22 protein-coding genes are annotated in these 25822 nt (G+C 61.9%); 17 read left to right on the top strand and 5 right to left on the bottom strand.

All coding sequences use genetic code 11. The annotated features are described in order from the left end of the window. Nucleotides 1–178 precede the first annotated feature (178 nt). Entirely contained in the window at nt 179–616 is a 438-nt protein-coding gene (locus DWV32_RS06505; RefSeq protein WP_117583590.1) for a universal stress protein, read from the bottom strand. 249 nt (nt 617–865) lie between these two features. Between DWV32_RS06505 and DWV32_RS06510 the strand changes: the two genes are divergently transcribed. Continuing rightward, nucleotides 866–1846, top strand: a complete 981-nt coding sequence (locus DWV32_RS06510; protein WP_089572431.1) for an undecaprenyl-diphosphate phosphatase — start codon at nt 866–868, stop codon at nt 1844–1846. 227 nt (nt 1847–2073) lie between these two features. Further along, the gene (locus tag DWV32_RS06515; RefSeq protein ID WP_117757640.1) at nt 2074–4974 is read left to right on the top strand and encodes an ATP-dependent helicase; all 2901 of its coding nucleotides are present in this window, start codon (nt 2074–2076) and stop codon (nt 4972–4974) included. 282 nt (nt 4975–5256) lie between these two features. Here the strand turns inward: DWV32_RS06515 and DWV32_RS06520 are convergent, their stop codons facing one another. Together DWV32_RS06520 and DWV32_RS06525 are read right to left on the bottom strand one after the other, a co-directional pair. Then, nucleotides 5257–6189, bottom strand: a complete 933-nt coding sequence (locus DWV32_RS06520; RefSeq protein ID WP_369832414.1) for a type I phosphomannose isomerase catalytic subunit — start codon at nt 6187–6189, stop codon at nt 5257–5259. A 75-nt stretch (nt 6190–6264) separates the two neighbouring features. Next, on the bottom strand, nt 6265–6984 hold the full coding sequence (locus tag DWV32_RS06525) for a GntR family transcriptional regulator (protein ID WP_117757642.1): 720 nt from the start codon (nt 6982–6984) through the stop codon (nt 6265–6267). Between the two features lie 340 nt (nt 6985–7324). Between DWV32_RS06525 and DWV32_RS06530 the strand changes: the two genes are divergently transcribed. The 3 genes from DWV32_RS06530 (at nt 7325) to nhaA (ending at nt 10994) form a co-directional block, all read left to right on the top strand. Beyond that, nucleotides 7325–8278, top strand: a complete 954-nt coding sequence (locus DWV32_RS06530) for an ROK family protein (protein WP_233540424.1) — start codon at nt 7325–7327, stop codon at nt 8276–8278. Between the two features lie 166 nt (nt 8279–8444). After that, complete coding sequence (locus DWV32_RS06535) at nt 8445–9368, top strand: manganese-dependent inorganic pyrophosphatase (protein WP_006235927.1); 924 nt, start codon at nt 8445–8447, stop codon at nt 9366–9368. A 267-nt stretch (nt 9369–9635) separates the two neighbouring features. After that, nucleotides 9636–10994, top strand: coding sequence for a Na+/H+ antiporter NhaA (nhaA, locus tag DWV32_RS06540; RefSeq protein ID WP_117757644.1), 1359 nt, complete (start codon nt 9636–9638; stop codon nt 10992–10994). Nucleotides 10995–11080: 86 nt separating this feature from the next. On the opposite strand, the gene DWV32_RS06545 is transcribed toward nhaA, so the two are convergent. Then, nucleotides 11081–11335, bottom strand: a complete 255-nt coding sequence (locus DWV32_RS06545; RefSeq protein ID WP_022093864.1) for a hypothetical protein — start codon at nt 11333–11335, stop codon at nt 11081–11083. 150 nt (nt 11336–11485) lie between these two features. Between DWV32_RS06545 and DWV32_RS06550 the strand changes: the two genes are divergently transcribed. From DWV32_RS06550 to DWV32_RS06580, 7 genes are all read left to right on the top strand, one after another. Next, nucleotides 11486–12790: an aminotransferase class I/II-fold pyridoxal phosphate-dependent enzyme gene (locus tag DWV32_RS06550; protein WP_117757645.1), complete on the top strand. Its 1305-nt coding sequence runs from the start codon at nt 11486–11488 to the stop codon at nt 12788–12790. Between the two features lie 66 nt (nt 12791–12856). Beyond that, a complete protein-coding gene (locus DWV32_RS06555) occupies nt 12857–13171 on the top strand; it encodes an STAS domain-containing protein (RefSeq protein ID WP_089572422.1) in 315 nt (104 codons plus the stop codon). 153 nt (nt 13172–13324) lie between these two features. After that, nucleotides 13325–13897, top strand: a complete 573-nt coding sequence (locus DWV32_RS06560) for a twin-arginine translocase TatA/TatE family subunit (protein WP_158564964.1) — start codon at nt 13325–13327, stop codon at nt 13895–13897. Then, the gene (tatC, locus tag DWV32_RS06565; protein ID WP_055285525.1) at nt 13897–14688 is read left to right on the top strand and encodes a twin-arginine translocase subunit TatC; all 792 of its coding nucleotides are present in this window, start codon (nt 13897–13899) and stop codon (nt 14686–14688) included. The genes DWV32_RS06560 and tatC overlap by 1 nt, the downstream gene beginning before the upstream one ends. 6 nt (nt 14689–14694) lie before the next feature. Then, nucleotides 14695–15051 carry a hydrogenase maturation nickel metallochaperone HypA gene (gene hypA / locus DWV32_RS06570; RefSeq protein ID WP_117565013.1) on the top strand — a complete coding sequence of 119 codons (357 nt, stop codon included), beginning with the start codon at nt 14695–14697 and terminating at the stop codon, nt 15049–15051. 55 nt (nt 15052–15106) lie between these two features. Continuing rightward, complete coding sequence (gene hypB, locus DWV32_RS06575) at nt 15107–15790, top strand: hydrogenase nickel incorporation protein HypB (RefSeq protein WP_117583579.1); 684 nt, start codon at nt 15107–15109, stop codon at nt 15788–15790. Nucleotides 15791–15844: 54 nt separating this feature from the next. Beyond that, complete coding sequence (locus tag DWV32_RS06580) at nt 15845–18421, top strand: DNA topoisomerase I (RefSeq protein WP_117757647.1); 2577 nt, start codon at nt 15845–15847, stop codon at nt 18419–18421. 142 nt (nt 18422–18563) lie between these two features. On the opposite strand, the gene DWV32_RS06585 is transcribed toward DWV32_RS06580, so the two are convergent. Next, nucleotides 18564–19547 (bottom strand): zinc-ribbon domain-containing protein, encoded by a 984-nt coding sequence (locus DWV32_RS06585; protein WP_117565016.1) that lies wholly within the window; start codon nt 19545–19547, stop codon nt 18564–18566. A gap of 239 nt (nt 19548–19786) precedes the next feature. Here DWV32_RS06585 and tmk point away from each other — a divergent pair, with 239 nt between their 5' ends. The 5 genes from tmk (at nt 19787) to DWV32_RS06610 (ending at nt 25319) form a co-directional block, all read left to right on the top strand. Further along, complete coding sequence (gene tmk, locus DWV32_RS06590) at nt 19787–20470, top strand: dTMP kinase (protein ID WP_117757648.1); 684 nt, start codon at nt 19787–19789, stop codon at nt 20468–20470. Between the two features lies 1 nt (nt 20471). Further along, nucleotides 20472–21599, top strand: a complete 1128-nt coding sequence (locus DWV32_RS06595; protein ID WP_117757649.1) for an ATP-binding protein — start codon at nt 20472–20474, stop codon at nt 21597–21599. Next, nucleotides 21590–23290, top strand: coding sequence for a regulatory iron-sulfur-containing complex subunit RicT (locus DWV32_RS06600; protein WP_117757650.1), 1701 nt, complete (start codon nt 21590–21592; stop codon nt 23288–23290). The genes DWV32_RS06595 and DWV32_RS06600 overlap by 10 nt, the downstream gene beginning before the upstream one ends. Before the next feature lie 102 nt (nt 23291–23392). After that, nucleotides 23393–24199, top strand: coding sequence for a double zinc ribbon domain-containing protein (locus tag DWV32_RS06605; protein WP_233539205.1), 807 nt, complete (start codon nt 23393–23395; stop codon nt 24197–24199). A gap of 10 nt (nt 24200–24209) precedes the next feature. Beyond that, complete coding sequence (locus DWV32_RS06610; RefSeq protein WP_147346220.1) at nt 24210–25319, top strand: hypothetical protein; 1110 nt, start codon at nt 24210–24212, stop codon at nt 25317–25319. The last annotated feature ends 503 nt before the right edge of the window (nt 25320–25822 follow it).

Raw genomic sequence — 25822 nt, forward strand, 5'->3', positions numbered from 1 at the left:
ACAAAACGTGCCGCCCCAAACGGGGCGGCACGCCATCTTTTATCAGCCAACTCGCTGAAGTAAGGCTGCGAAGGCCGCGAGGCCGGGAGGGGTTTCCTAAGGGCACATCCCGCAGCCGCAACGCGGCGAGGACGTGCCCGTGGAAACCCCGCAGGCCCCGCGGCCGGTGGGAGCAACGCTACTTTACGACCAAAATGTCGCAGTCGGTATTGCGCAGCAGGAACGTCGAAATCGAACCCAGAAGCGCATACTTGATCGAGGACAGGCCGCGAGCGCCGCAGAGCACCAGGTCGGGCTTGACCACGTCGAGCATCTCGTCTTTGAGCGTCTCGCGAATACGACCGGCGCGTATCATGACCTCGACCTCGGGAATATCGGGATTGGCCTTGGCCTCTTCGAGCTGCTTTTCGATGGAGTTCTTAAATGCCTCCTCTAAGCCGTTGACCAGATCGACCGGATAGGAACCGGCGCTCTCGAGTGCCGTGGAATCGATAACGTGGCCGATAATCAGCTTGGCGCCGTTGTTCGCGGCGACCTTGATGGCGCGTGCGAGCACAAAATCCTGCTGCTCAGTACCGTCGAGTGAAACAAATACCTTGGTGTAGCCCTCGTTCATGGTTTCCTCCTTGGTCTATCGCACGGGCGCGGGGCTCGTGCGTCGGGCGGGCGCGGGTGCGTTGACCGCCGGACACTTTATCTTGCTGCAGTTATACCCAAGGATTTGGGTTTAACTGCTCGCAATTCTGTGAACGGGCGAGTTTTTTGGTAAGGGTAGGCGCGGTCGCACCGCCAACGGTTGATAATGGGACATCGCCCGCATCGTCCGCAGAACATCTACCGGCGGGTGTCTAACGAGGGGGTCCCTTTGGATATTATCGAGCTTCTAAAATCTGCCTTCATGGGCCTGGTCGAGGGCATCACCGAATGGCTGCCCGTTTCGTCGACGGGTCACATGATCTTGGTGGACGAGTTCGTCAAGATGAACGTGAGCGAGACGTTCTGGAATATGTTCCTGGTCGTGATTCAGCTCGGCGCCATTCTGGCCGTCTGCGTGCTGTTTTTCCACGAGCTCAACCCGTTCTCGCCCAGCAAGGGCAAGGAGGGCCGTCGCGACACCTGGGTGCTGTGGGGCAAGATTGTGCTCGGTTGCATTCCTGCGGCGGCGATCGGCCTGCCGCTCAACGACTGGATGGAGGAGCATTTCTACAACGCTCCCGTCGTGGCGCTGGCGCTCATTGTGTACGGCGTGCTGTTTATCGTGATCGAGAACTGGCGCGCGAGCAAGCGCGAGGAAATGGCCGTTGCCGGTTCGTTTGGTTCGCGTGCTGTGGTGTCGGGTGGACGTCCCGCCGGTGCGCACTTTGCGGCGCCCCCCACGGCTACCGCTGAGGATGAGGACGATGACGAGAATCTGGACTTTGGTTCCATCGCCACGCTCGAGGACCTCAGCTGGAAGACTGCGCTGGGTATCGGCTGCTTCCAGGTGCTTTCGCTGGTGCCTGGTACGTCTCGCTCCGGTTCTACCATCATCGGCGGCCTGCTGCTGGGCTGCACGCGCTCGGTGGCGTCTAAGTTCACGTTCTTCCTGGCCATCCCTGTCATGTTTGGCGCGAGTGCGCTCAAGCTGGTCAAGTACTTCATCAAGGGCGGCACGTTCGGCACCAACGAGATCGCCATCTTGGGCGTGGGCTGCGTTGTTGCCTTTGTGGTTTCGCTCATCGCCATCAAGTGGCTCATGGGCTTCGTCCGCCGTCACGACTTTAAGTGCTTCGGTGTTTACCGCATCATCCTGGGCATCGTAGTGCTCGCATACTTCTTCGTTCTGGAGCCCATGCTCGGCCTCTAACTTAGTCGACGCTGCGCGGCGGCCAGAGCGACAGCTTGTCATTCAAAGAGGGTGGCATGACCAAAAGGTCTATGCTGCCCTCTTTTTTGGGCGATGGGGTGGGTCCGATGGTGGCGCACGGAGTCGTGGTGTGATTTGCGTCGGTGTCCGCGCGGCTCGGTATACTGGTACGGCTCAAACTATGGCGCTGCCCGCAGGCGCGCCGTCCGTCAGATGAGGAGTCGCCCATGACCCAGCCCCTGCCCTGGGAAAAGAACACTGCCGCGCCCGTGCCGCCCGCGCCGGAACCCGTGCCGCTCGATGCATACACCGCCCCCGCTGCGCCGGAGCCCGAGCTCGTTCCGCTCGACATCTACGACGCTCCCGCGCCGGCGCCCAAGCCCGCCAAGCCGCTCGTCGACATCGACAGCCTTAATCCCGCCCAGCGCGAGGCGGTCCTGTCCACCGAGGGCCCGTTGCTGGTGCTCGCCGGCGCCGGCTCGGGCAAGACCCGCGTCTTGACCTTCCGCATCGCACATATGCTCGGCGACCTGGGTGTTAAGCCTTGGCAGGTTCTTGCCATCACGTTTACCAACAAGGCTGCGGCCGAGATGCGCGAGCGTCTGGCGGCACTCATTCCCAGCGGCACCCGTGGCATGTGGGTGTGCACCTTCCATGCCATGTGCGTGCGCATGCTGCGCGAGGACGCCGACCTGCTGGGCTACACCGGCCAGTTCACCATCTACGATGACGACGACTCAAAGCGCATGGTGCGCGACATTATGCAGGCGCTCGGCATCGAGCAAAAGCAGTTCCCCATCAACATGATCCGCAGCAAGATCAGCTCTGCTAAAAACGCCATGATCGGGCCCGAGGACATGCTCAAGAGCGCCGATAGCCCCAACGACAAAAAGGCCGCGCAAGTCTACCTGGAGCTGGAGCGCCGCCTGCGCGCCGCCAACGCGATGGACTTCGACGACCTGCTCGTGCGCACGCTCGAGCTACTGCGCACCCGCCCCGAGGTGCTCGACAAGTACCAAGAGCGCTTCCGCTACATTAGCGTCGACGAATATCAGGACACCAACCACGTCCAGTACGAAATCGCCAACCTGCTGGCCGCCAAGTACCAAAACCTCATGGTCGTGGGCGACGACGACCAGTCCATTTATAGCTGGCGTGGCGCCGACATCACCAACATCCTGGACTTTGAGCAGGACTTTAAAAACTGCAAGACCGTCAAGTTGGAGCAGAACTATCGCTCCACGGGTCACATCCTGAGCGCCGCCAATGCCGTTGTTCGCCACAACTCGCAGCGCAAGGACAAGCGCCTGTTTACGGCCGAGGGCGATGGCGAGAAGATTCAGGCTTTCCAGGCAAGCGACGAGCGCGACGAAGGTCGCTGGATTGCCGGCGAGATCGAAAAGCTGCATGCCAAGGGTACGAGCTACGACGATATCGCCGTGTTCTACCGCACCAACGCCCAGTCGCGTATCCTCGAAGATATGTTCCTGCGCGCGGGCGTGCCCTACAAGATCGTCGGCGGCACGCGATTCTTCGACCGCGCCGAGATTCGCGACGTCATGGCCTATCTCAAGATGATCGTGAACCCGGCCGACGAGATGAGCGTCAAGCGCGTCATCAACACGCCGCGCCGCGGCATCGGCTCCACCTCGATCCAAAAGATCGAGCAGCTGGCGCGCGACAACCGCTGCTCGTTCTTCCAGGCCTGCGAGATCGCAACAGCCGAGACGGGCATGTTTAGTGCCAAGGTGCGCAACGGTCTGTCGAGTTTTGTGGCGCTGGTGCGCGAGGGCCGCCGCATGGACGGCGAGCTCAAGGATGTCGTCGAGATGATTGTCGATAAGACGGGCCTGCTGCAGGCGTTTCGCGCCGAGGGCACCATGGAGTCCGAGAGCCGCGCCGAGAACATCCAGGAATTCCTGGGCGTCGCCGCCGAATTTGAGGAGACGCACGAGGATATCGAGGGTACGCTCGAGAGTCTAGAAGAGCTGCGCGCGGCCGGTGTTGCCGACGTGCCGTCCGTCGCCGAGTCCGAGTCCGTCGTGGTGAGTGCGCCCGCGTCCGAGCCGGGGCCGTCCGCTCCGGCATCCTCGTTTGAGGCACTTGTCGGCGCTCGTGACGCCGCGGGCTCCAATCCGCTCGATAGCCTAGCCGCCCCGGCGCTCTCGCCGCAGGATGCCCTGGCCGCCGCCATCGCGGGCAACGCGTATGCCGTGCCAACAGAGCTACCGGCGGGCGCCGTGCATGCCGACGAGATCGAGCGCACCTACGGTCCGCTCACCTGTAAGGCACTGCCGGCACTCATGGAGTGGCTGGCCCTGCGCTCCGACCTGGATTCCCTGGCCGGCGAGACGCATGCCATTACCATGATGACCATCCACTCCGCCAAGGGCCTGGAGTTCCCGGCGGTGTTCGTGGCCGGCATGGAGGAGGGTATCTTCCCGCACGTGCACGACTTTGGCGGCAGCGATGACCCGGGCAAGCTCGAGGAGGAGCGTCGCCTGGCCTACGTTGCCATCACGCGTGCCCGTAAGCGCCTGTTCCTGACCTATGCGGCCACGCGTCGCACCTACGGCTCGACCTCTGCCAACCCGCGCTCTCGCTTCCTCAACGAGATTCCGTTTGAGGATATCGAGTTTAGCGGTATCGGTTCTGCCGGTTTTGAGGGCACGGGCTGGGAGAAGCGCGGCGACCGTCACGGCACCTTTGGCTCGGGCATGGGCTCGGATATGTATGGCGGCAAGGTGTTCGGTTCGCATACGCGCTCGACCGGCGGTTCCGGTTCGCGCGGCGGATCGAGCTTCGACGATTTCTTTGGTGGCAGCACCTATGGCACCGAGCGCCATCGCGGGGTTTCGCCCGACGCCGGCCGTGTTGCCTCGACCTTTGGTTCGGGCGCGCCGCGAGCTAAAAAGCCGTCGTTCAAGGTGTCGCCGACGGTGGAGCGCAAGGTCGATCGCGCCAGCGCGTCGCAGGACTTTGCCGCGGGCGATACCGTGAGCCACAAGACCTTTGGCACCGGTACCGTGATCTCGGTCGCCGGAGACATGATCGAGGTTCAATTCGAAAAAACCGGCCAGACTAAAAAGCTCATGAAAGGTTTTGCACCGATCGTCAAGCTGTCGTAATCCCGGCGGACCTGGGAGGGCGTATAGGGCAACATCGCCTGCTCGGGCAGTCCTGCGCAAGACGGAGAGCACATTAAGTGCTCTCCTTTGCGTGCGGAACTCGCGATCGATGTTGCCCCATACGCCCTCCCAGGTCCTTTGATAACGCCGCTTGCGAACGTCGCTTTGCTCGTTCGTTTTTTGGTCTGGAGAGCCGGGTGGGCTGATAAATAGATGTGAGTAGGGGCTCTCCCGTTTGATGAGCGGGGGAGCCCCTTGTTTCGTTTTGGTTGTTGTTGCGACCTAGAGGTGGCTGATGATCAATTCCATTTTGCCTTCGAGGTCGATGGAGCTGACGGTGCTCGGGGCTAGCAGGTGGCTTCCCTTGTGGACGGGGTCGCCGCAGACGGTGCCTTCGCCGTCGATGACCGACAGACACATGAAGGGCCAGCGCTGGTCGAGGGTCTTGCTGCCGTCGACACGCACGCGATCGACGGTGTAGCAGGAGTTAGACTCGAGCTTGGTCACGCCGTCGACCTCGGGCGCGGTCACCGTGCCGTCGGTCGGAGCTTGAGCATCAAAGTCGATGCAGTCGAGGCTCTGCTCAATGTGCAGGGGACGCAGTTTGCCGTCGGTGCCGGGACGGTCGTAGTCGTACAGGCGATACGTCACGTCGCTCGACTGCTGCGTCTCCAAAATGAGCGTGCCGGTCTTGATGGCGTGGACGGTACCGGAATCAATCTGGAAAAAGTCGCCCTTGTGAATCGGCAGCACGTTGAGCATGTCGTCCCAGCGGCCGTCCTCGATCATACGCGCGGCCTCGGCGCGGTCGTGCGCGCGCTGTCCGACGATGATCGTGGCGCCGGGCTCGCAGTCCAGTACATACCAGCACTCGGTTTTGCCCAGGCTGCCGTTCTCGTGCTCGGCGGCGTACTCGTCATTGGGATGGATCTGGATCGAAAGGTCGTCCTTGGCGTCTAGAATCTTAATGAGCAGCGGGAACTCCTTGCCCTCGCAGTTGCCAAAGAGCTCGCGGTGCTCGGCCCACAGCCATGACAGCGTGTGACCGGCGTACGGGCCCTCAGCGATCTGGCAGTCGCCGTTGGGGTGTGCCGAGATGGCCCAGCACTCACCGATGGGACCCTCGGGAATGTCATAACCAAATACGGTTTCGAGCTGGCGGCCGCCCCAGATCTTCTCGTGAAAGATCGGCGTCAGTTTAATCAAATCGGACATGTTCATACCCCCATGGTGTTGCGCGGCCGCCCACTCTAAACGAGCCGTAACGAGCGCCCGCATGACTACAAAAACCTATGCCAACGTTACGTTGTGCAGCTCAAAGCGGTCACCAACGTTGCGCGAGATCGAATGCTCAAAGGCGGTGCCGCTATCCAAAAAGCCAATCTGGTTGAGCTCGAGCAGGGGAGAGCCGGGTTTGGTGTCCAGGCGCTCAGCCTCTTCCTCGGTTGCCGCTACGGCGCGAATGGTGCGGTGGAAGCTCGAAATCTTCAGCCCGCATTGCTTGCGGATGAAGCTGTAGACCGATCCATACAGGTCTTTCTTTTTAAGGCCCGGAATCAGCTCGAGGGGCATGTAGGTGTACTCGATAACGATGGGCTTCTCGTCGACCTGGCGCACGCGCACGATGTGATAGGCAAAGTCGTCCTCGGCAATTCCCAGCTGGGCAGCGACGTCTGCTGGCGGATTGACAATCGAGAAATCGTAGACCACCGAGGTCACCTTCTCCCCGCGGTGCTCATACGAAAAGCCCTGGGAGCGATTGTTCTTGCCCTGGAAAAACGCCTGGCCGGGAAGCCCCGCCGTGTCCTTAACGTAGGTGCCCGATCCGCGCCGGCTGGTAACAAGACCTTCATCGGTAATCTGCTCAATAGCTCGTTTGACGGTGATTTTGGAAACGCTATAGAGCTCGCAGAACTCAACGACGGTGGGCAGCTTGTCGCCCGGCTTTAGAGCGCCGTCCTCGATGCTTCGACGGATATCTGCAGCTATTGCCTCGTATTTGGGAATCATGGAACCTCCTTTCCGGCTTGATTGAGTACAAACGAAAGTATAGTCCACGCCTAAGCATCCCTATTGCGTTTTTGAAAAGTTCGAGAAAGATATAATCAAAAAACGCTTTTCTATATCAACTAGAGCGCTCTAAATGAATATGCATTCGAATAATGTGGTATTGAGCAAATTGATCGGCTCGAAGATGGGGTTGGGCCGTTTTGCCGCCCAGCGAACCAAATCTCATGCCTTGCGTTTTCCCAGATAAAACCTGCCAAAACAAACCTGTCCCTTTTTGACAGGTTTTTGCCTGGGGAGCGGTACCATACAGGCAATGTTTAAACGAGAAAGGTGGGCTCCCATGGAACCTAAGCAGTACTACATCGGCATCGACGTTGGCGGCACTTCGGTTAAGGAGGGCCTGTTCGACGAGGACGGCAACCTGCTTGCCAAGGCCAGCGTGCCCACGCCTCCCATCGTTGACGCTGCGGGCTTTGCCGCGGTGACCGAGGCTATTGACCAGGTGGTCGCCAAGGCGCAGATTCCGCGCGCCTTTGTGGCGGGCATTGGCCTGGCCGTTCCGTGTCCCATCCCGGCTTCGGGCGACGCCAAGGTTAAGGCCAACATTGCCATTAACCTGCCCGAGCTGAGGATCGCCATTCAGGAGCACTGCCCCGACGCGGTCGTTAAGTACGAAAACGATGCCAACGCCGCTGCCATGGGCGAGGCCTGGCTCGGCTCTGCCAAGGGCGTGCAGAACGTCGTGATGGTCACCATCGGTACCGGCGTGGGCGGCGGCGTTATCGTCAACGGCGATGTGGTGTCGGGCGTCGTGGGCGCCGGCGGCGAGATCGGCCACATGTGCCTGAATCCTGCCGAGGAGCGCACCTGCGGCTGCGGCGGCCATGGCCACCTGGAACAGTATTCCAGCGCCACCGGCGTGGTGAGCAACTACCTTGCCGAGTGCGAGAAGGCGGGCGTCGAGCCCATCGAGCTCACCGGCCCCTCCGATTCCAAGGACGTGTTCCAGGCCTGCCGCGAGGGTGACAAGCTCGCGCTGGCCGCGGTCGATACCATGGCCGATTATCTCGGTCGCGCTCTGGCGCTTATCGCCAACGTGGTCGACCCCGAGATGTTCCTGATCGGCGGCGGCGCATCCGCCTCGGCCGATGTCTACCTCGACAAGGCCCGCGAGCACTTTAAGCAGTACGCGCTTTCTGCCTCGCGCGAGACGCCCATTAAGGTCGCCTCGCTCGGCAACGACGCCGGCATCATCGGTGCCGCCTACGTAGCCCTGCGCGCCGCCGGCAAATAGCTAGTGCAAGGAGGCCAGGTTACTTTGCACCAACATGGTGCGAAAGGGATAGACTTTGCTCCAACGCCTGCTCCAAATTGTGCCGCGGCCCTTCCGTGCCCAAGGGTTCGGCGTCAGCGTGCTACCATAGCTACGTCCAAGTACACATATCAAGTGGAGGATATCCATGGCAAACGTTCTTGTCTTTGGTCACCAGAACCCCGATAACGACGCCATCATGAGCGCCGTCGTCCTGTCCCAGCTGCTCAACCAGGTTGAGTATGCCGGCAACACCTACGAGGCCTGCGCCCTTGGTCAGCTTCCGGCCGAGTCCGCCAAGCTGCTTGCCGACGCCGGCATTGCCGAGCCCCGCGTGATCGAGTCCGTCGAGGCCGGCCAGCTCGTCGTCCTCACCGACCACAACGAGTCCGCCCAGTCTGTCGCCGGCCTTAAGGACGCCACGGTCTTTGGCGTTGTCGATCATCACCGCATCGGCGACTTCGAGACCGCCGGCCCGCTGCACTACATCTGCCTGCCCTGGGGCTCCAGCTGCACCATCGTCACCAAGCTCGCCGGCGTGCTCGGCGTTGAGCTTTCCGACGTCCAGGCTAAGCTGCTGCTCTCGGCCATGATGACCGACACGCTCATGCTCAAGAGCCCCACCACCACCGATGTCGACCGCGCCGTCGCCGCCAAGCTCGGCGAGCAGGTGGGCGTCGACCCGGTCAAGTTTGGCATGGAGGTCTTCCTCACCCGTCCGTCCGGCTCCTTCACTGCAGCCGAGATGGTCGGCAACGACATCAAGATGTTCGAGCCCGCTGGCAAGAAGCTGCTCATTGGCCAGTACGAGACCGTCGACAAGAGCCGCGCACTCGGCATGATCGACGAGATCCGCGAGGCCATGCGCGCCTACGCCGCCGAGAAGGGCGCCGACGGCATTGTCCTGTGCATCACCGACATCATGGAGGAGGGCTCGCAGGTCCTGCTCGAGGGCGAGACCGAGGCTGCTCAGAAGGGCCTGGGCATTGCCGACGAGCACGACGGCGTCTGGATGCCGGGCGTCCTCTCCCGTAAGAAGCAGGTCGCTGCCCCCATCATGGCCGCCTGCTAGGTTTAGTTGACCAAACGCCCCGACCGGATCGCGGACGCCCCGCGCTCCGGTCGTTTTTTGTGCACGTCGCCGCGTCGTCTCTTGGACAGGCGTGCCTGTGCCGTTGAGCAAATAATGTTCAACCTGTGGTTCCGCTTTTCGGCCGCGCTTGCGCGCTTGTCGCGCAGGGTAGGCTAGATGCAAGCGTAATACGTTAGAGCGCGGCGCCGCCATCTGGGCGGGCCGTGCTTTTTTAAGACGGGAGCTTTCCCGTGAAAGGAGCCGCCCATGGCAGCAACTGAGCAGCTGTTCAATGTTCGTGAGCGCAAGCGCTTTGAACGTCACGACATCTGGGAGCGCATTGCCGAGAACGGCACCATTTCTGCCGCCGTCATGGTGATCGCCGCCATCGCCGCCGTCATCTGCGCCAATACCGATGCCTACGAGGCCATCCATCACTTTTTGGAGACCCCGCTGTATGTGGGTCTGGGCAACCTTACGGCTGGTCTCACCGTTGAGCTTTTCGTCAACGACTTCCTCATGGCGATTTTCTTTTTGTTGGTGGGCATTGAGCTTAAGTACGAGATGACGGTCGGCGAGCTCAAGAATCCGCGTCAGGCCATGCTTCCCATGTTGGCGGCGGTGGGCGGCGTCGTCGTTCCCGCCTGCATCTACCTGATCTTTAACCATGCCGGCGCCCGCAACGGTTGGGCCATCCCCATGGCAACCGATATTGCCTTTGCGCTGGGCGTGCTGTCGCTTTTGGGCAACCGCGTTCCCAACGGCGTGCGCGTGTTCTTCTCGACGCTCGCTATCGCCGACGACCTGATCTCCATCGCCGCCATCGCCATCTTCTACGGTCAGAGCCCCAATCCGTTTTGGTTGGGCGCCGCCGCGCTTGTGACCTGCGCGCTCGTGTGGCTCAACAAGACGCAGCATTACCGCCTTGCCCCGTATTCGGTACTGGGGCTGCTGTTGTGGTTCTGCATGTTCAAGAGCGGCGTACATGCCACGCTTGCTGGCGTCATCCTGGCCTTCACCATTCCGGCCAAGTGCGGCGTCAAGCTCGATAGTCTCACCGATTGGCTGGGCGAGTGCCTGCCGCTGCTCGATGACCGCTACGACGACGAGGCACACATCCTGGGCCAGCATGACTTTACCGTCTCGACTACCAAGGTCGAGCGCGTCATGCACCGCGTGACCCCGCCGCTTATCCGTATGGAGCGTCTGATCTCCACGCCGGTCAACTTTGTGATCCTGCCGATCTTTGCGTTCGTAAACGCTCAGGTTCGCTTAGTGGGCGTGGACATGAGCACGCTGCTCACCGATCCGGTGACGCTCGGCGTGTACTTTGGCATGCTGCTGGGCAAGCCGATCGGCATCTTTGGTATGACGTTTGCCCTGGTTAAGCTTAAGGCCTGCGAGCTGCCGCACAATGTCAACTGGCACATGATTGCCGGCGTGGGCATTCTGGGCGGTATCGGCTTTACCATGTCGATTCTCATCAGCGGCCTTGCCTTCCCGACGGCCCAGTTTGAGGTTCTTGCAGCCAAGGCCGCTATTCTCGCCGGTTCGGTCACCGCAGCCGTGCTCGGCATGATCTACATGAGCGTGGTCTGCAAGCATCCCGCGCCCAAGGACGAGTAGGGGCACATACAAGTTTGAAAACGCTGCCTGTGAATACCATCACAGGCAGCGTTTTAGTCATTGGGGACGTTCTTAAATGACTAGGCTTATTCCACCGTTCCGTAGACGGCGCCCCAGCCGTGGGCGGCCAAGGCGGAGTTGAGCTGGTCGCAAAGTGACTGGCGGTCGTAGTAGCCGGGCGGCAAAAGATTCACGATCTCCATGAGGTCGGGCGCCAGGTCCAAGATTTCGGCCTGTACGATCAGATCCAGGCGGTCGATGGCGTGGCGGTCGTAAAACAGTCCGTCGACCAGGCGCTGCAAGTCGCCGAATTCCTCGGCCTGAAACGATCCGTACTCCATAGTGCCTCCTTGGGCGCCCCACGCCGGCATGCGCGGCGATTCGTAATTGATTGCGATGAACTTAATCTATCACGGCTTCATAACGTTGCGACGATGGCGGTCTATACTTAGACGAACTGCAACGTACCGCTTCGCGAAAGGTCGCACCCCATGCAGACGATCTACCAGAAGATGGAAACCACCGAACTCGATGCCGCCATCGAGGCGCTTAAAGCCGAGGTTGCCGAGGTCAAGGCCAAGGGCCTGGCGCTCGACATGGCGCGCGGCAAGCCGTCGCCCTCCCAGGTGAACATTTCTCGCCCCATGCTCGATATCCTCAATGCCGATGCCGATCTGCACGACGGCAATGTCGACTGCTCCAACTACGGTTGCTTCGAGGGCATTCCCTCGGCACGCAAGCTGGCGGGGGAGTTCCTGGGTTGTCCTGCCGAGCAGACGCTCGTACTGGGCTCATCGAGCCTGCTGATCGAGCACGATATCGCCGGTATGTTCTGGCGTTGCGGCTCGTGCGGCAGCGACCCTTGGGAGGCTTACGAGGCAGCGCACGACGGCAAGAAGGTCAAGTTCCTGTGCCCCGTTCCCGGCTACGATCGCCACTTTGGCATCACCGCCGACTTGGGCATCGAGAACGTCCCCGTCGCGATGACCGACAACGGCCCCGACATGGACGAGGTTGAGCGCCTGGTTGCCACCGACGACTCCATCAAGGGCATCTGGTGCGTGCCCAAGTATTCCAACCCCACGGGCATCACCTTTAGCGAGGACACTGTGCGTCGCCTGGTCGAGATGCCCACGGCCGCGCCCGATTTCCGCATCTTCTGGGACAACGCCTACTGCGTGCACGACCTGTACGACGAGACCGACGAGCTCGCCAACATCTTCGATCTTGCCCGCGCGGCGGGCACCGAGGACCGCGTGGTGGCCTTTGCCTCGACGTCCAAGATCACCTTCCCGGGTGCCGGCATCGGCTTTATCGGTGCGAGCCCCGCGGTCATCGCCGAGTTCTCCAAGCGCCTGAAGGCCGGTCTTATTAGCGCCGACAAGCTCAACCAGCTGCGTCACGTGCGTTTCCTTCCCACCATCGAGGCGGTCAAGGAGCACATGAAAAAGCATGCCGAGTTCCTGCGCCCGCGCTTTGAGGCCGTTGAGCGTAAACTCACCGAGGGCTTGGGCAACACGGGTTGCGCCACTTGGACTCATCCCCATGGCGGCTACTTTGTGAGTTTCGATGGCCCCGAGGGCTCGGCCCAGAAGGTCGCCGCGCTTTGTGCCGACCTGGGCGTCAAGCTCACGCCGGCTGGTGCCACCTGGCCTTATGGCAAGGATCCGCGCGACACCAACATCCGCATCGCGCCGAGCTATCCCACGGTCGAGGACCTGGAGGCTGCGCTCGATGTGCTGGTGCTGGCTGTCAAGCTCGTCGCTGCCGAGCTTGCGCGTGCCGAGCGCGCCTAACGCGTAGGGCCCCGCAAGTCCGCGCCTAGTACTATCCGCACTTTCGATACGTAAAGGAGCGTATACATGGATTTGGGTATTTCCACCAACCCCACGCCAGAGCTCTACACCATTAAGGTGACCGGTGAGATCGATATCTCTAACGCCGATAGCCTGCGCAATGCCATCGACCTGGCGCTCGAGCAGCCCACTGAGGCCGTTGAGCTCGATTTTGCCCAGGTGAGCTACATCGATTCGACGGGCATTGGCGTGCTTGTGGGCGCCGCACACCACGCAGCTGATCATGGTAAGCGTTTTAGCTGCGTCAACGTGCAGCCCCCGGTGATGCGCGTGGTTCAGCTGTTGGGCGTCGACCAGGAGATTTCGATCACCGCTGCATAATCTTTGCCCCCAAAAGGGCGTGCCGTTTGGCATATGTTTGTGATGCGCTCGGACGTTTTGGCGTCCGGGCGCTATACTTGACCGAATGAATAGACGAGTTCCGGCCGAATGGCGCGGTGCGGGCTCGACTCACATCGAGCCTTGGAGGTATGTGTGTTTGGTATTGGAGAGGGTGAGCTCGCGATCATCGTGGTCTTCGGCTTTTTGCTGTTTGGCCCGGATAAGCTCCCGCAGATGGGCCGCACGATCGGCCGTGCTATCCGTCAGTTCCGCGAGACGCAGGAAAAGATGACGGCCGTTGTTCAGTCCGAGATTATCGATCCGGTGAGCGAGGCCGCGTCGGCCCCGGTCAAGCCCAAGAAGACTGCTGCGACCGACGACGATTCCGATGCGGACGAGGATGCCGCCGAGACGGCAGCGCCCGCCAAGAAGGAGACCTTTGCCGAGCGTCGCGCCCGTCTTGCTGCCGAGAAGGCCGCAAGCGAGGGCGCTGCTGAGGGCGAAGGCGCTGTTGATGAGGCCGAGGGTACAGAGCCTGCTGCTGCCGTCGAGCCCGAGCCTGCTGCAGAGCCCAAGCCCGAGCCGGCAGAGCCCACGACGGCTGACCTCTACGCCCGTCGTCCCCGCAAGCGCAAGGCCGTCGTCGACCAGCTCGCTCGCGAGCTCGAGGTCGAGGACGATGCCGAGGCTGCTGCCGCCGACGCCCCGAAGGGAGGCGATGAGTAATGCCGATCGGACCTGCGCGCATGCCGCTCTTCGATCACCTGGGAGAGCTCCGTCGCCGCCTGACCATCGTGGTCGTTTCGGTGTTTGCCGCCGCCATCGTGCTGTACTTTGCCACGCCCGTGGTGCTCGATATTCTTGAGGACCCCATCCGCTCCTTTGTGCCGGACGGTAAGTTTTACATCACCACCACGCTCGGCGGCTTTGGCCTGCGCTTCTCGCTTGCCATCAAGATGGCCGTGGTCATGTGCACTCCCATGATCATCTGGCAGATTCTGGCATTTTTCCTGCCGGCACTGCGCCCCAACGAGCGCAAGTGGGTTGTGCCCACGGTGCTCGCCTCGACGGTGCTGTTCTTCCTGGGTGCCATCTTCTGCTACTTCATCATCATCCCGGCGGGCTTTGAGTGGCTCATCGGCGAGACCTCGGCTGTCGCTACGGCGTTGCCCGATCTGGAGAACTACGTCAACATGGAGCTGCTCTTTATGATCGGCTTTGGTGTGGCGTTTGAGCTGCCGCTCATCATCTTCTACCTGTCCGTCTTTCACATCGTGTCCTATGCGGCCTTCCGCAGCGCCTGGCGCTACGTGTACGTAGGCCTGCTCGTGGGTTCGGCTGTGATTACGCCCGACGGCTCGCCCGTTACGCTGGGTCTCATGTATGGCGCCCTGCTCTCGCTCTACGAGATTTCGCTCGCCATCGCTCGCGTGGTCATTACCGCGCGCGAGGGCAAGGAGGGCCTGTTCGTGAGCCGTCTGGACCTGTTCTCGGACGACGAGGACGACGAGGAGTAAATCGGTATGCACGAGGTTGGCATTGTCAACGGCATACTCGATACAGTGATTCGCGCGGCGCGTGGGGCGGGGGCCTCGCGCGCCGTTTTGGTAACGCTTCGTATCGGGGATATGACCGAGGTCGTGCGCGAGGCACTCGACTTTGCGTGGGAGACGTTTCGCGATGAGGACCCGCTCACGCGCGGCTGCGAGCTTGCCGTGGAGGAGGTCCATCCACAAAGCGAGTGCCTGGACTGCGGCGAGGTCTTTGAGCACGACCGTTTCCATTGTCGCTGCCCCCAGTGTGGCGGCGCCAACGTGCGCCTGCTGCACGGCCGCGAGCTCGATATCGCAAGTATCGAAATCGAAACCCCCGACGATTAGCCCGCTAGCCATCTAATGATGGGGTATAAAGGGGCCAAAGTAAGGAGCGCTAAGTATGGCCGAGAAAACGATTGATATCGCGTCGCCGATCCTGTCGCGCAACGAGCGCCTGGCAGATCAGCTGCGTCAGCGATTTAATGAGGCAGGCACCTACGTGATCAATGTGCTGTCGAGCCCCGGCTCGGGTAAGACCACCACGATTCTGGGCACCAACGAGCGCCTGCGTGACAAAGCCGGCCTGCGCTGTGCCGTCATCGAGGGCGATATCGCCTCGGATGTCGATGCCATCACCATGAAGGAAGCCGGCATGCCCGCCATCCAGATCAACACGGGCGGCCTGTGCCACCTCGAGGGCAACATGATCATGGAGGCCGTCGACGCCTTCGACCAGGCTGTGGGTCTGGAGAACATCGACGTCATCTTTATCGAAAACGTGGGCAACCTGGTCTGCCCGGTCGACTTTGACCTGGGCGAGAACCTGTCCATCATGATTCTCTCGGTGCCCGAGGGCGACGACAAGCCCATCAAGTACCCGGGCATCTTCCAACACGCCGGCGCGCAGCTGCTCAACAAGGTCGACGTGGCTCCGGCTTTCGATTTTGACATGGATAGGTATACTAAGACACTCGATGACCTCAATCCGCAGGCGCCGCGGTTTGCCGTGAGCGCGCGCAAGGGCGAGGGTATGGATGCCTGGTGCGATTGGCTCATCGGGCAGATTGAGCAAGCAAGGGCGTAAGTCGGCCGCCATACGGGCGGGCGTAGCCGCAGAGATACGAGATAGGAGCCTCTTTTGAAGCTCATCATCGCCGAGAAAAACGACGCCGCGCGTCAGATTGCCGAGCGTCTGTCCACGGGCAAGCCCAAAAAGGACAAGGTGTACAACACCGCCATCTACCGTTTTGAGTGGAAGGGCGAGGAGTGCGTGACGATCGGCCTTGCCGGTCACATCCTTGCGCCCGATTTTTGCGACAGCGTGCTGTTCGATAAAAAGCTGGGCTGGTATTCGGTCACGGAGGACGGTGAGATGCTGCCGGCCGATATGCCCGATGGCTTGGCCCGCCCGCCGTACGACACCAAGCGCAAGCCGTTTCTTGCCGACGGCATCTCCATCAAGGGCTGGAAGCTCGAGAGTCTGCCCTATCTCACCTGGGCACCCGTCATTAAGCTGCCGGCCGAGAAGGAACTCATCCGCTCGCTCAAGAACCTCGCCAAAAAGTCCGACAGTGTCATCATCGCCACGGACTTCGATCGCGAGGGCGAGCTGATCGGTTCGGACGCCCTCAACAAGGTGCGCGAGGTGGCGCCCGACTTGCCGGTCGCCCGCGCCCAGTATTCTTCGTTTACCAAGGCCGAGATCACGCAGGCCTTCGATAACCTTGTCTCGCTCGACCAGAACCTGGCCGACGCCGGCGAGAGCCGTCAGCACATCGACCTCATTTGGGGTGCAGTGCTCACGCGCTACCTGACGCTCGCCAAGTTTGGCGGCTTTGGCAACGTGCGCTCCGCCGGCCGCGTGCAGACGCCGACGCTCGCCCTGGTGGTCGAGCGCGAACGCGAACGCATGGCGTTTGTGCCCGAGGACTATTGGCAGATTCGCGGCATGGGTGCCGCGCAGGGCGCTGCCGAGGACGACCGCTTTAAGATCGCGCACAAGACGACACGTTTTACCGACAAAGATGCTGCCGAGACGGCGTACGGCCACGTCGACGGCGCTACGACGGCAACCGTCGCCGCGGTGACCAAGCGCTCCCGCAAGCAGCAGCCGCCCACGCCGTTTGCGACGACCTCGCTGCAGGCTGCCGCCGCGGCCGAGGGCATCTCACCTGCACGTACCATGCGCATCGCCGAGTCCCTCTACATGGCGGGCCTCATCAGCTATCCGCGTGTCGACAACACCGTGTACCCTGCGACGCTCGATCTGGGCGCCGTGGTGAGCGACCTGGCAAAGATCAACCCGGCGCTGGCGCCCGTGTGCAAAAAGGTACTCGCCGGCCCCATGAAGCCCACGCGCGGCAAAGTCGAGACCACCGACCACCCGCCCATCTACCCCACGGGCGAAGGCGATCCGTCCACGCTCGATGGCGGCCAGCGCAAGCTCTACGACCTCATCGCCCGCCGCTTCCTGGCGACGCTTATGGGTCCCGCGACCATCGAGAATACCAAGCTCGAGCTCGACGTGAACGGTGAGCCGTTCGTGGCTTCGGGCGATGTGCTCGTGACCCCGGGTTTCCGCGAGGCGTACCCGTACGGACTTAAGCGCGACGAGCAGATGCCGCCGCTTGAGCAGGGCGACACGGTCGACGTGTTCGACATTAAGCTCGAGGCCAAGCAGACCGAGCCGCCCGCGCGCTACAGCCAGGGCAAGCTCGTGCAGGAGATGGAAAAGCGCGGCCTGGGCACCAAGTCCACGCGCGCGAGCATCATCGAGCGCCTGTATGCCGTGCGCTATCTCAAAAATGATCCCGTTGAGCCGAGCCAGCTGGGCATCGCCATCATCGACGCGCTGTCGCAGTTTGCCCCGCGCATCACGAGCCCCGATATGACCAGCGAGCTCGACGGCGACATGACCCGCGTGGAGCGCGGCGAGGATACCGAAGAGCATGTCGTGACGCACTCGCGCGCGCTGCTGGCCGGCGTGCTCGACGAGCTGCTCAAGCATACGCAGGAGCTGGGCGACGCCATCAGCGACGCCGTCACGGCCGATGCGCGCGTGGGCGCCTGCCCCAAGTGCGGCAAGGACCTGGTTATGAAGACGAGCGCCAAGACCCGCGGCAGCTTTATCGGCTGCATGGGTTGGCCCGACTGCGACGTGACCTATCCGGTGCCGAGTGGCGTCAAGGTGAGCCCGCTCGAGGGCGAGGCCGCCGTGTGCCCCGAGTGCGGCGCGCCGCGCATCAAGTGCCAGCCATTCCGCCAGAAGGCCTTCGAGATCTGCGTGAACCCCACGTGCCCCACCAACTACGAGCCCGATCTTAAGGTGGGCGAGTGCAAGGTGTGTGCCGAGGCCGGACGTCACGGCGACCTGATCGCGCACAAGAGCGAGAAGAGCGGCAAGCGCTTTATCCGCTGCACCAACTACGATGACTGCGGCGTGAGCTATCCGCTGCCGGCGCGCGGCAAGCTCGAGGCGACGGGCGAGACCTGCCCCGAGTGCGGCGCCCCCATCGTGGTGGTCAACACGGCGCGCGGTCCGTGGCGTATCTGCGTCAACATGGACTGCCCGACCAAGGAGAAGAAGCCCGCCCGCGGTCGCAAGACCACAACCAAGGCGAGCACGGCAAAGAAGACGACGGCTAAGAAAGCCACTGCCGCCAAGAAGACGACCGCGAAGAAGTCGACTGCCAAGAAAGCAGCCGCCGACAAGTAACGGCGCAGTCGAAACATTGCCCAAAAAAACGAGCGAGGACCCCGCGATCCTCGCTCGTTTTTTTGACCGGCAGTTAGGGACGTTCCTTTTCTGCCGGCAGTTTAGGAACGTCCCTAACTGCCGGCTCGGGAACGACAAAGCGCTAGTTCACCTCGACAGGCTTAGCGCCGGGATAGCGCTCCTCAAAGTCTAGGCGGTACTTATTGTCATTGGTGCCCGCCACGTTGTCGCGCGACAGCGGCGCCACGATCTCATTCTTGTGGTCCGCAGGCTTGGCGTATTTCAGGCTGATCTCCCAGGCATCACAGATTGCGTCAATGCGGTGATCCAGGTCGTCGTACAGGGCGATGATATCCTTCCAGGAGCTGTAGTTCTTGGAGCTCGTCGGGACGTCCAGGTCCTCGACGATGTCGTAATACTGCTCGATGGTGTCCTCCGTGCGCTCGGCGACGTCGGCGAGATTTTGACGGGTGGTTCGATCCTCTTCCAGATAGTTGCCGTTGAAGTTCTGCGCGCAGCCACGGACCTGGCTGTCGAGATCTTCGAGCAAGTCGTAGTATTCGCTCAGGCGACGGTAGAGGTTCTGCTCGGAGAGCGTTGCTTCGCCGCCATCCTCGTCGTCATCGTCATCATCGTCGTACAGGCTGTTGGGATTGCCGAGAGGCTTTAGGTCATCGTCGTCGACGTCATGGTGCAGCTTAGCTACCTCGGCAGTCGTCTGCGTGGCGGCGTTGTCGAACGGTCTGATCGCAAAGAAGATGACCAGGGCGATGATGATCGCCACCAGCACAACGATAACGGCGATAAGCGGCCCGGTGCCGCTCTTTTTGGGAGCGGGGGTCTGTGGCGAAGCGGGCGCGTATGCGGGAGCCGGCTGCTGTTGGGGCGAGCCGCTCGCGACGGGTATGCGCTGCGTGGTCTCGACGGCTTCGGTCCTTGCGGCGGGGTCGGGGCTATAGGCGAGGGGGTCGTCCGCCTTGGCTTGCGGCGTATCAAGGGAGCCGGTCTGCTCAAAAGCGGGCTGGCTATCGCTCGCGGCTGTTTGCTCAACGGGTGCACCGCACGAGGTGCAGAACTTGGCATTATCTTCAAGAAGCTTGCCGCACGAGGCGCAATACCGAGACATTGCCACTCCTTTCGCCACATTTCAATGCAATACGACGATTATACCCAGCATCCAAAATTCCCCATCATACGTTGCGGTGAAATAGGGACTGTTTGGCGATCTCAGAGCTTCAATCAGTCCCTATTTCACCGCAACTTTGGAAAGGCGCCTTTAGCCATTGGGGACGCGCCGAGCACTGGGGTATCATGGCTTAGTTGATATATCTGCATTTACGCGCCTTGTAGGAAGGGGCTGCGCCCATGGCTTTTGAGCCTGCTCAACATAGCTTTATCACGCTCGAGGGCGTCGACGGTGCCGGCAAGTCCACGCAGGCGCGTCTGCTTGCCCGCGCGCTCGATCTTGCCGGCTACCAGGTTGTGAGCCTGCGCGAGCCGGGCGGCACCGCCATCAGCGAAAAGATTCGCGCTTTGCTGCTCGACCCCGCCAACACGGCGATGGGAGACACCTGCGAGCTGTTGCTCTACGAGGCGGCGCGTGCCCAGCTGGTGCACGAGGTCATCGCGCCCGCCCTTGCGGCCGGCAAGGTGGTCCTGTGCGATCGCTTCTACGATTCCACGACCTGCTACCAGGCATTTGCCGATGGCCTCGATCGCCAGATGGTGCGCGACGCCAACAACCTGGCCGTCGCGGGAACGCACCCGGCACTCACACTCGTCTACCACATCACGCCCGAGCAGGCGGCGCTGCGCATGGCGGCCCGCGGTGCGACCGATCGCATGGAGGCCAAGGGCATGGCCTTCCAGGAGCGTGTCTATCAGGGATTTTGTGCCATTGCCGCCGAGGAGCCAGACCGCGTAAAGCTCATCGACGCCACTGCGACCGTCGAGGAAGTCTTCGAGAAGACGGTCGAGCAGGTTCGCGCGTATGGTCTCGACATTCCGCAGGAAGCCGTTGCCGCCGCGCTTGCCAAGGAGGCCGAGTAGCATGGCCCCCGCTCAGGCAAGCCTGCTGGCCAAGCTCGACACCCAAGAGCGCGTGCGCGACTTTTTGACCAATGCCGTCGCTAGCGGTCGCGCATCGCACGCCTACCTGTTTTTGGGCGCGCCCGGCGCGGGCAAGCTCGACGCCGCGTGGGCGCTTGCCCAAGCCTTCCTGTGCGAGCAGGACGGCTGCGGCGCATGCGACAGCTGCGTGCGCGTTGCTCGGCATACGCATCCCGACGTGCACTATTACACGCCCGAGAGCGCCACGGGTTACCTCATTGCCCAGACCCGCGAGCTGCTCGATGACGTGCCGCTGGCGCCCATCCGTGCCAAGGCCAAGGTCTACATCATCGACCGTGCCGAGCAACTGCGTGCCAACACCGCCAACGCACTGCTCAAAACGCTCGAGGAGCCGCCCGAGGGCGTCATGTTCATCCTGTTGGGTACCTCGGCAGACGTGATGCTGCCCACCATCGTGAGCCGCTGCCAGTGTGTGCCGTTTCGGCTGGTGTCTCCCACCGTGGCCGCGCAGGCCGTGAGCCGCGCCACCGGGCAGGATCCCGCGCGCTGCCGCATGGCCGTCGCCGTGGCGGGAAGCCCCACGCGTGGTATCGAGTTCCTCAAGAGCGCCGAGCGCCAGGACGCCCGTCGCCAGATGATCCGTGCCATCGACTCACTCATTGCCGCCGACGAGGCCGACGTGCTCAGTCGCGCCAAGTCGCTCATCGTCGCCGTCAAGGCGCCGCTCGCCGAGGTCAAGTCCACGCAGGAAAAGGTACTCGAGCAAAACGCCGACTACCTGTCGCGTGGAGCATTGAAGCAGCTTGAGGACCGCAACAAGCGCGAACTCAACGCGCGCGAGCGTTCGGGTATCATGGAAGCGCTGGCGAGCGCGCGGACGCTCATGCGCGACGTGCTGCTGACACTTCAGGACGAGGCAGCCGACGTGGTGAACGAGGACGTGCGCGACACGATCGGTCGGCTTGCCGCCGCGACCAATGTTGCGGGTGCCACCCAGGCGCTCGAGGCGGTCGCGACCGCCGAGCGCAACATCGCCAGAAACGTTACTCCCCAGCTGGCCATCGAGGTCATGCTGTTCGATATCAGGAAGGCACTGAAATGCCGTTAGTCGTACCCGTTAAGTTTACCTACGCCTCGCGCGACCTGTGGTTTGACCCGCAGGACCTGGATATCCTCGAGGCCGATTATGCCATTTGCTCCACCGAGCGCGGAACCGAGATCGGCTTGGTCACGGCCGATCCCTTCGAGGTGCCGCAAGACGAGATCGGTCAGCCGCTCAAGCCCGTGCTGCGCGTGGCGAGCGACATCGACCTGCAGCTTGCCGACGATTTGGCCATCCAGGGCGACGAGGCGATGGTCGATTTCCGCCGTCTGGTCAAAGAGCTCGACCTCGAGATGAAGCCGGTGGGCGTCGAGTACCTGTTTGGCGGCGAGAAGGCCGTGTTCTACTTTGCGGCCGAGGAGCGCGTCGATTTTCGCCAGCTCGTCAAGGACCTGTCCTCGACGCTGCACATTCGCGTCGACATGCGCCAGATCGGCGTGCGCGACGAGACCCGCCTGGTGGGCGGCTATGCCCAGTGCGGACAGGAGCTCTGCTGCACGCGCTTTGGCGGACAGTTTGAGCCCGTCTCGATCCGCATGGCAAAAGAGCAGGACCTGCCGCTCAATTCCTCCAAGATCAGCGGCGTGTGTGGCCGCCTGATGTGCTGCCTGCGCTACGAGTTCGAGGCCTACAAGGACTTTAAGAGCCGCGCGCCCAAAAAGAAGACGCTCATCGATACGCCGCTCGGCAAGGCGCGTATTCAGGAATATGACACGCCGCGCGAGCAGCTGGTGCTGCGCCTGGAGAACGGCAAGGTCTTTAAGGTCAACCTGGCCGATATGACCTGCTCGGAGGGCTGCAAGAAGAAGGCTGCCGAGCAGGGCTGCAATTGCCGCCCCGACTGCGTGACGCGCGATGTGCTCGAGCGCATCGAGTCGCCCGAGATGCGCCTGGCGCTCATGGAACTCGATCGCGAGAACGGCGTCGACGTGGGCGATGGCCTGTCGAGTGCCGACCGTCTGGCCGGTACGTCGATGCCCAAGCGCCGTCGTCGCGATGCCGAATCCGATGCTCGCGCCGGTCAGAGCCAGGGCGAGAGCCGTGGCCGCGGAAAGGGCCGTGGCAATGCCGCAACGCCTGAGGCCGAGGAGGCCGCTGGCGGCCGTCGCCGCCGCAAGCGTGCGGGCTCTGCCGATGCCGGCGAGGCCGCAGCCGCCGGCAAGAACGGCGCTCGCGAGCGCGAGGTTCAACAGCCCCAGCAGCAGAATCGCGGCGGTGGCATGAACCCCACACGACGTCGCCGCCGTCATCTGTCGAGCGAGGAGCGCGAGGACGCCTTCCGCGCCGCAGCTGCTCGCGAGGCTGGTGCCGCTTCCAAGGGCGCCTCGGCCTCCGACGCGCCTGCCGACAAGGGCGGCAAGTCACGTGGCGAGGAGGAGCGCGCGCCGCGTTCGCGCCGTCGCCATTCCTCGGGCGCGCAGCAGAAGCCTTCAGTGCCCTCCGTGGCCGATCAGGTCTCGGATGGCGAGGTCAAGGTCACGCGCCGTCGTCCCGGAGATGGCGGGGGGGCTGCTGCCAAGGCTTCGCGTGGCGCCGCTCGCGACGAGCGCGAGCCGCGCGAGGATCGCGGTGGCGAGGGCTCGGCCGACCAAGGTCAAAAGCGCCGTCGCCGTCGCCGTTCCCGCAAGCCGCGCCAGGATGGTGGCGAGGGCTCGACCCTGTCTTCGTCTGCACCACAACCGCCCGCCGGCGAATAACGCCCGCGAGCGGATTTAGCTCGCCTTGCCCCGAGCGCATCGGGGTATCATAGCGCTGAATCAACAACCCTCCCTGCGACCGAACGTAGGGAGGGTTGTGTCTTGAAGAGCCATCTGAACATATTGAGCCGTCTGCAGGGTGCCGGCGCCCTACCGTTTGCGGACGAATTGCTACCGTTTGCCGAGCGGGTGGCACGCGAGGCGCTCGAGGCATTGTCGCCAACACGATGTGCCGGCTGCGAGCGCGCCGGTGCGCTTATTTGCCAAGACTGCCTGGCTGCGCTCACGCTCATCGACCCACGTCATAGCTGCACCCGATGTGGCGCCCCGTTTGGGGATTTGCTGTGCACTGAATGTTCGGTCGAGGGCACGTCCTCGGCAATGTCGGAGGCGCTCGACCGCTGCCTGGCGTGCGCCGTCTACGCGCATCCGCTGCCGCGCATCATTAAAGCGTACAAGGATGCGGGCGAGCGACGTCTGGCTCCGTATCTGGCGGAGCTGCTTTACGACACCGCCCTGCATGCCCAGGTCGTAGCGCCCGAACGCTTAGGAGGTGTGCTGTCCGGTGCGGATGCGGTGGTGTTTGTGCCTGCGACGGCGGCAGCGTTTCGGCGGCGTGGTTTTGATCATATGGAGGCTATTGCGCGCCCATTTTGCGAGCTGTCGGGTGTTCCCCTGCTCGATGCTCTCGTCAAGTACGGGCATGGCGACCAGCGCGAACTCGGTCGTGAGGAGCGCCGCGAGCGTGCCCAAGGCATGTACGAGACGGTTGAGGACGTGCACGGCCGCCGCCTGCTGCTGATCGATGACGTTATCACCACGGGCGCGACGATGGCCACGGCTTCGGCGGAACTCAAGCGCGCCGGCGCTGCGGCAGTCGATGGCATTGCTATCGCACGTGTTTGGTAGGGGTGGTTTTGTGGCAGTGAAGATTGAGCGGCGCAACGAGCCGACAAGCGAACAGCTAGCGGCTTCCGTAATCCTAACAGGTGCCTCGGCGCTTCGCATGATGCGTGCCGAGCGCCGGCAGATGGGCTATATCAGCTGGAAGGACCTTAATCCCGATGAAGAGCGCCGTGTGCTGCGCACGTCGTCGCCCTCGACCGAGGATATCTATCTTCCTGACTTGGTGCGAATTGGAGCCAAAAGTGGCGAGGTGCAGGAAGATCTGTGCTTGTTGGTGGGATCTGCGGCGCAGCGCCGCCGCATGCCTGGCGTAGGCTGGTCCGTGTGTTCCGGGTTGCCCGCCGGCTCGATTCTAGAGGTGGAACCGGGGGTGTACAGCCTATCTCCCGAGGCCCTTTGTGTTGCCGTTGCGCGTGAGGTCGGCTGCATCCAGGCGTTTGCCCTGGCCCAGGAGCTGTGCTCTAAGATTTCACTGAGCGACCGCGGGAAGTATCTGCCTCCCTACACCTCGCCTGTTACGAATAAACTTGCAAAGGACAAGGACCAGCCAGCAGACGTGGGCTACTTTGAAGTCGAGCCGGTGCTGATGCCCGATCGTCTGGCAGATTACCTTGCGGCATGCAAGGGGAATGTGGCCAAACAGCTGCTGCGTCTGTGTCCCTATCTTTCGGAAAACCTGCTCTCGCCCATGGAGTGCATCATGCTCGCCCTGTTTTCGCTTCCGTTTTCCTATGGCGGGTTTGCCTGCGGACCTTTTAAGACCGACTACAAGATCGAGTTCGATGACCGTGCGCAGGCAATCTCGGGGATGCCCCATGCAGTTTGCGATGCATATCAGGAGGCAGCCCGGTTTGACCTGGAATACAACGGTGAGCTGGGCCATTCCTCTCGAAGGGGACGTATCCATGATGAAAAGCGCAACACGGGCTTGATTACTATGGGAATCGAGGTCGCGACGGTCAACAACGAAATGCTCTGTGACATGGAAGCGATGGAAGCGCTCGCATGGCGCATGCACCAGCGTATGCGAAAGCGGTACCGGAATCGTGTCGATGCCCGCAGGAAGAAGCAAGAGGCGTTGCTTAACACGCTGCGGGCGTGTTTTGGGCTTAAGCCGGTCTAATTCACGTCGAAAATAGGGGGTTAATCATATGCCCTGGCCAAAATATGGCAAATATGAGTACTGTCACTAAATCAGTAACAGCAAAATCAAGGAATTTAGGACTCGGAGGCGTCATAAAGTAAGAAGATAATAAACAAATGTAGAATAACTAAGCATCAGGTTGGCGACACTGAGCGCAAAATCTGTCCGAGAGGCTAAAACTGCCTGTTACTAAATTGGTGACAGTACTCATATTTGCCATTTTTTGGCCACAGCACCCTAGGAAGGGTGCCCCGGAGCTCCCCATAGGGGAGCTCCGGGCTTCACAGGGGCACGAATAGCCCACTCCGACCTGCGAAATCTGTACTCGCGATGCGAATGACGCCCCTAACCTTAAACTTTAGCTTGAACTTAGCTATAATGCGCTACGTTCCTACCAGGCTGTGGTTGCGGACGGACGAAATGCCCGTCCTAGTCCAAGACAGACGCGGTCAAAGGGATCCACGTAAGCGACCGCGTGCGCG

This window comes from Collinsella sp. AF04-24 (genome assembly GCF_003465685.1).
In the GTDB taxonomy this organism is placed as follows: Bacteria; Actinomycetota; Coriobacteriia; order Coriobacteriales; family Coriobacteriaceae; genus Collinsella; species Collinsella aerofaciens_AP.

Bases quoted from the DNA above. Each gene is read 5' to 3' on its own strand.
- DWV32_RS06505 (WP_117583590.1), bottom strand. From the start codon at position 616: ATGAACGAGGGCTACACCAAGGTATTTGTTTCACTCGACGGTACTGAG.
- DWV32_RS06515 (WP_117757640.1), top strand. From the start codon at position 2,074: ATGACCCAGCCCCTGCCCTGGGAAAAGAACACTGCCGCGCCCGTGCCG.
- DWV32_RS06520 (WP_369832414.1), bottom strand. From the start codon at position 6,189: ATGTCCGATTTGATTAAACTGACGCCGATCTTTCACGAGAAGATCTGG.
- DWV32_RS06525 (WP_117757642.1), bottom strand. From the start codon at position 6,984: ATGATTCCCAAATACGAGGCAATAGCTGCAGATATCCGTCGAAGCATC.
- DWV32_RS06530 (WP_233540424.1), top strand. From the start codon at position 7,325: ATGGAACCTAAGCAGTACTACATCGGCATCGACGTTGGCGGCACTTCG.
- DWV32_RS06535 (WP_006235927.1), top strand. From the start codon at position 8,445: ATGGCAAACGTTCTTGTCTTTGGTCACCAGAACCCCGATAACGACGCC.
- nhaA (WP_117757644.1), top strand. From the start codon at position 9,636: ATGGCAGCAACTGAGCAGCTGTTCAATGTTCGTGAGCGCAAGCGCTTT.
- DWV32_RS06545 (WP_022093864.1), bottom strand. From the start codon at position 11,335: ATGGAGTACGGATCGTTTCAGGCCGAGGAATTCGGCGACTTGCAGCGC.
- DWV32_RS06550 (WP_117757645.1), top strand. From the start codon at position 11,486: ATGCAGACGATCTACCAGAAGATGGAAACCACCGAACTCGATGCCGCC.
- DWV32_RS06555 (WP_089572422.1), top strand. From the start codon at position 12,857: ATGGATTTGGGTATTTCCACCAACCCCACGCCAGAGCTCTACACCATT.
- tatC (WP_055285525.1), top strand. From the start codon at position 13,897: ATGCCGATCGGACCTGCGCGCATGCCGCTCTTCGATCACCTGGGAGAG.
- hypA (WP_117565013.1), top strand. From the start codon at position 14,695: ATGCACGAGGTTGGCATTGTCAACGGCATACTCGATACAGTGATTCGC.
- hypB (WP_117583579.1), top strand. From the start codon at position 15,107: ATGGCCGAGAAAACGATTGATATCGCGTCGCCGATCCTGTCGCGCAAC.
- DWV32_RS06585 (WP_117565016.1), bottom strand. From the start codon at position 19,547: ATGTCTCGGTATTGCGCCTCGTGCGGCAAGCTTCTTGAAGATAATGCC.
- tmk (WP_117757648.1), top strand. From the start codon at position 19,787: ATGGCTTTTGAGCCTGCTCAACATAGCTTTATCACGCTCGAGGGCGTC.
- DWV32_RS06595 (WP_117757649.1), top strand. From the start codon at position 20,472: ATGGCCCCCGCTCAGGCAAGCCTGCTGGCCAAGCTCGACACCCAAGAG.
- DWV32_RS06600 (WP_117757650.1), top strand. From the start codon at position 21,590: ATGCCGTTAGTCGTACCCGTTAAGTTTACCTACGCCTCGCGCGACCTG.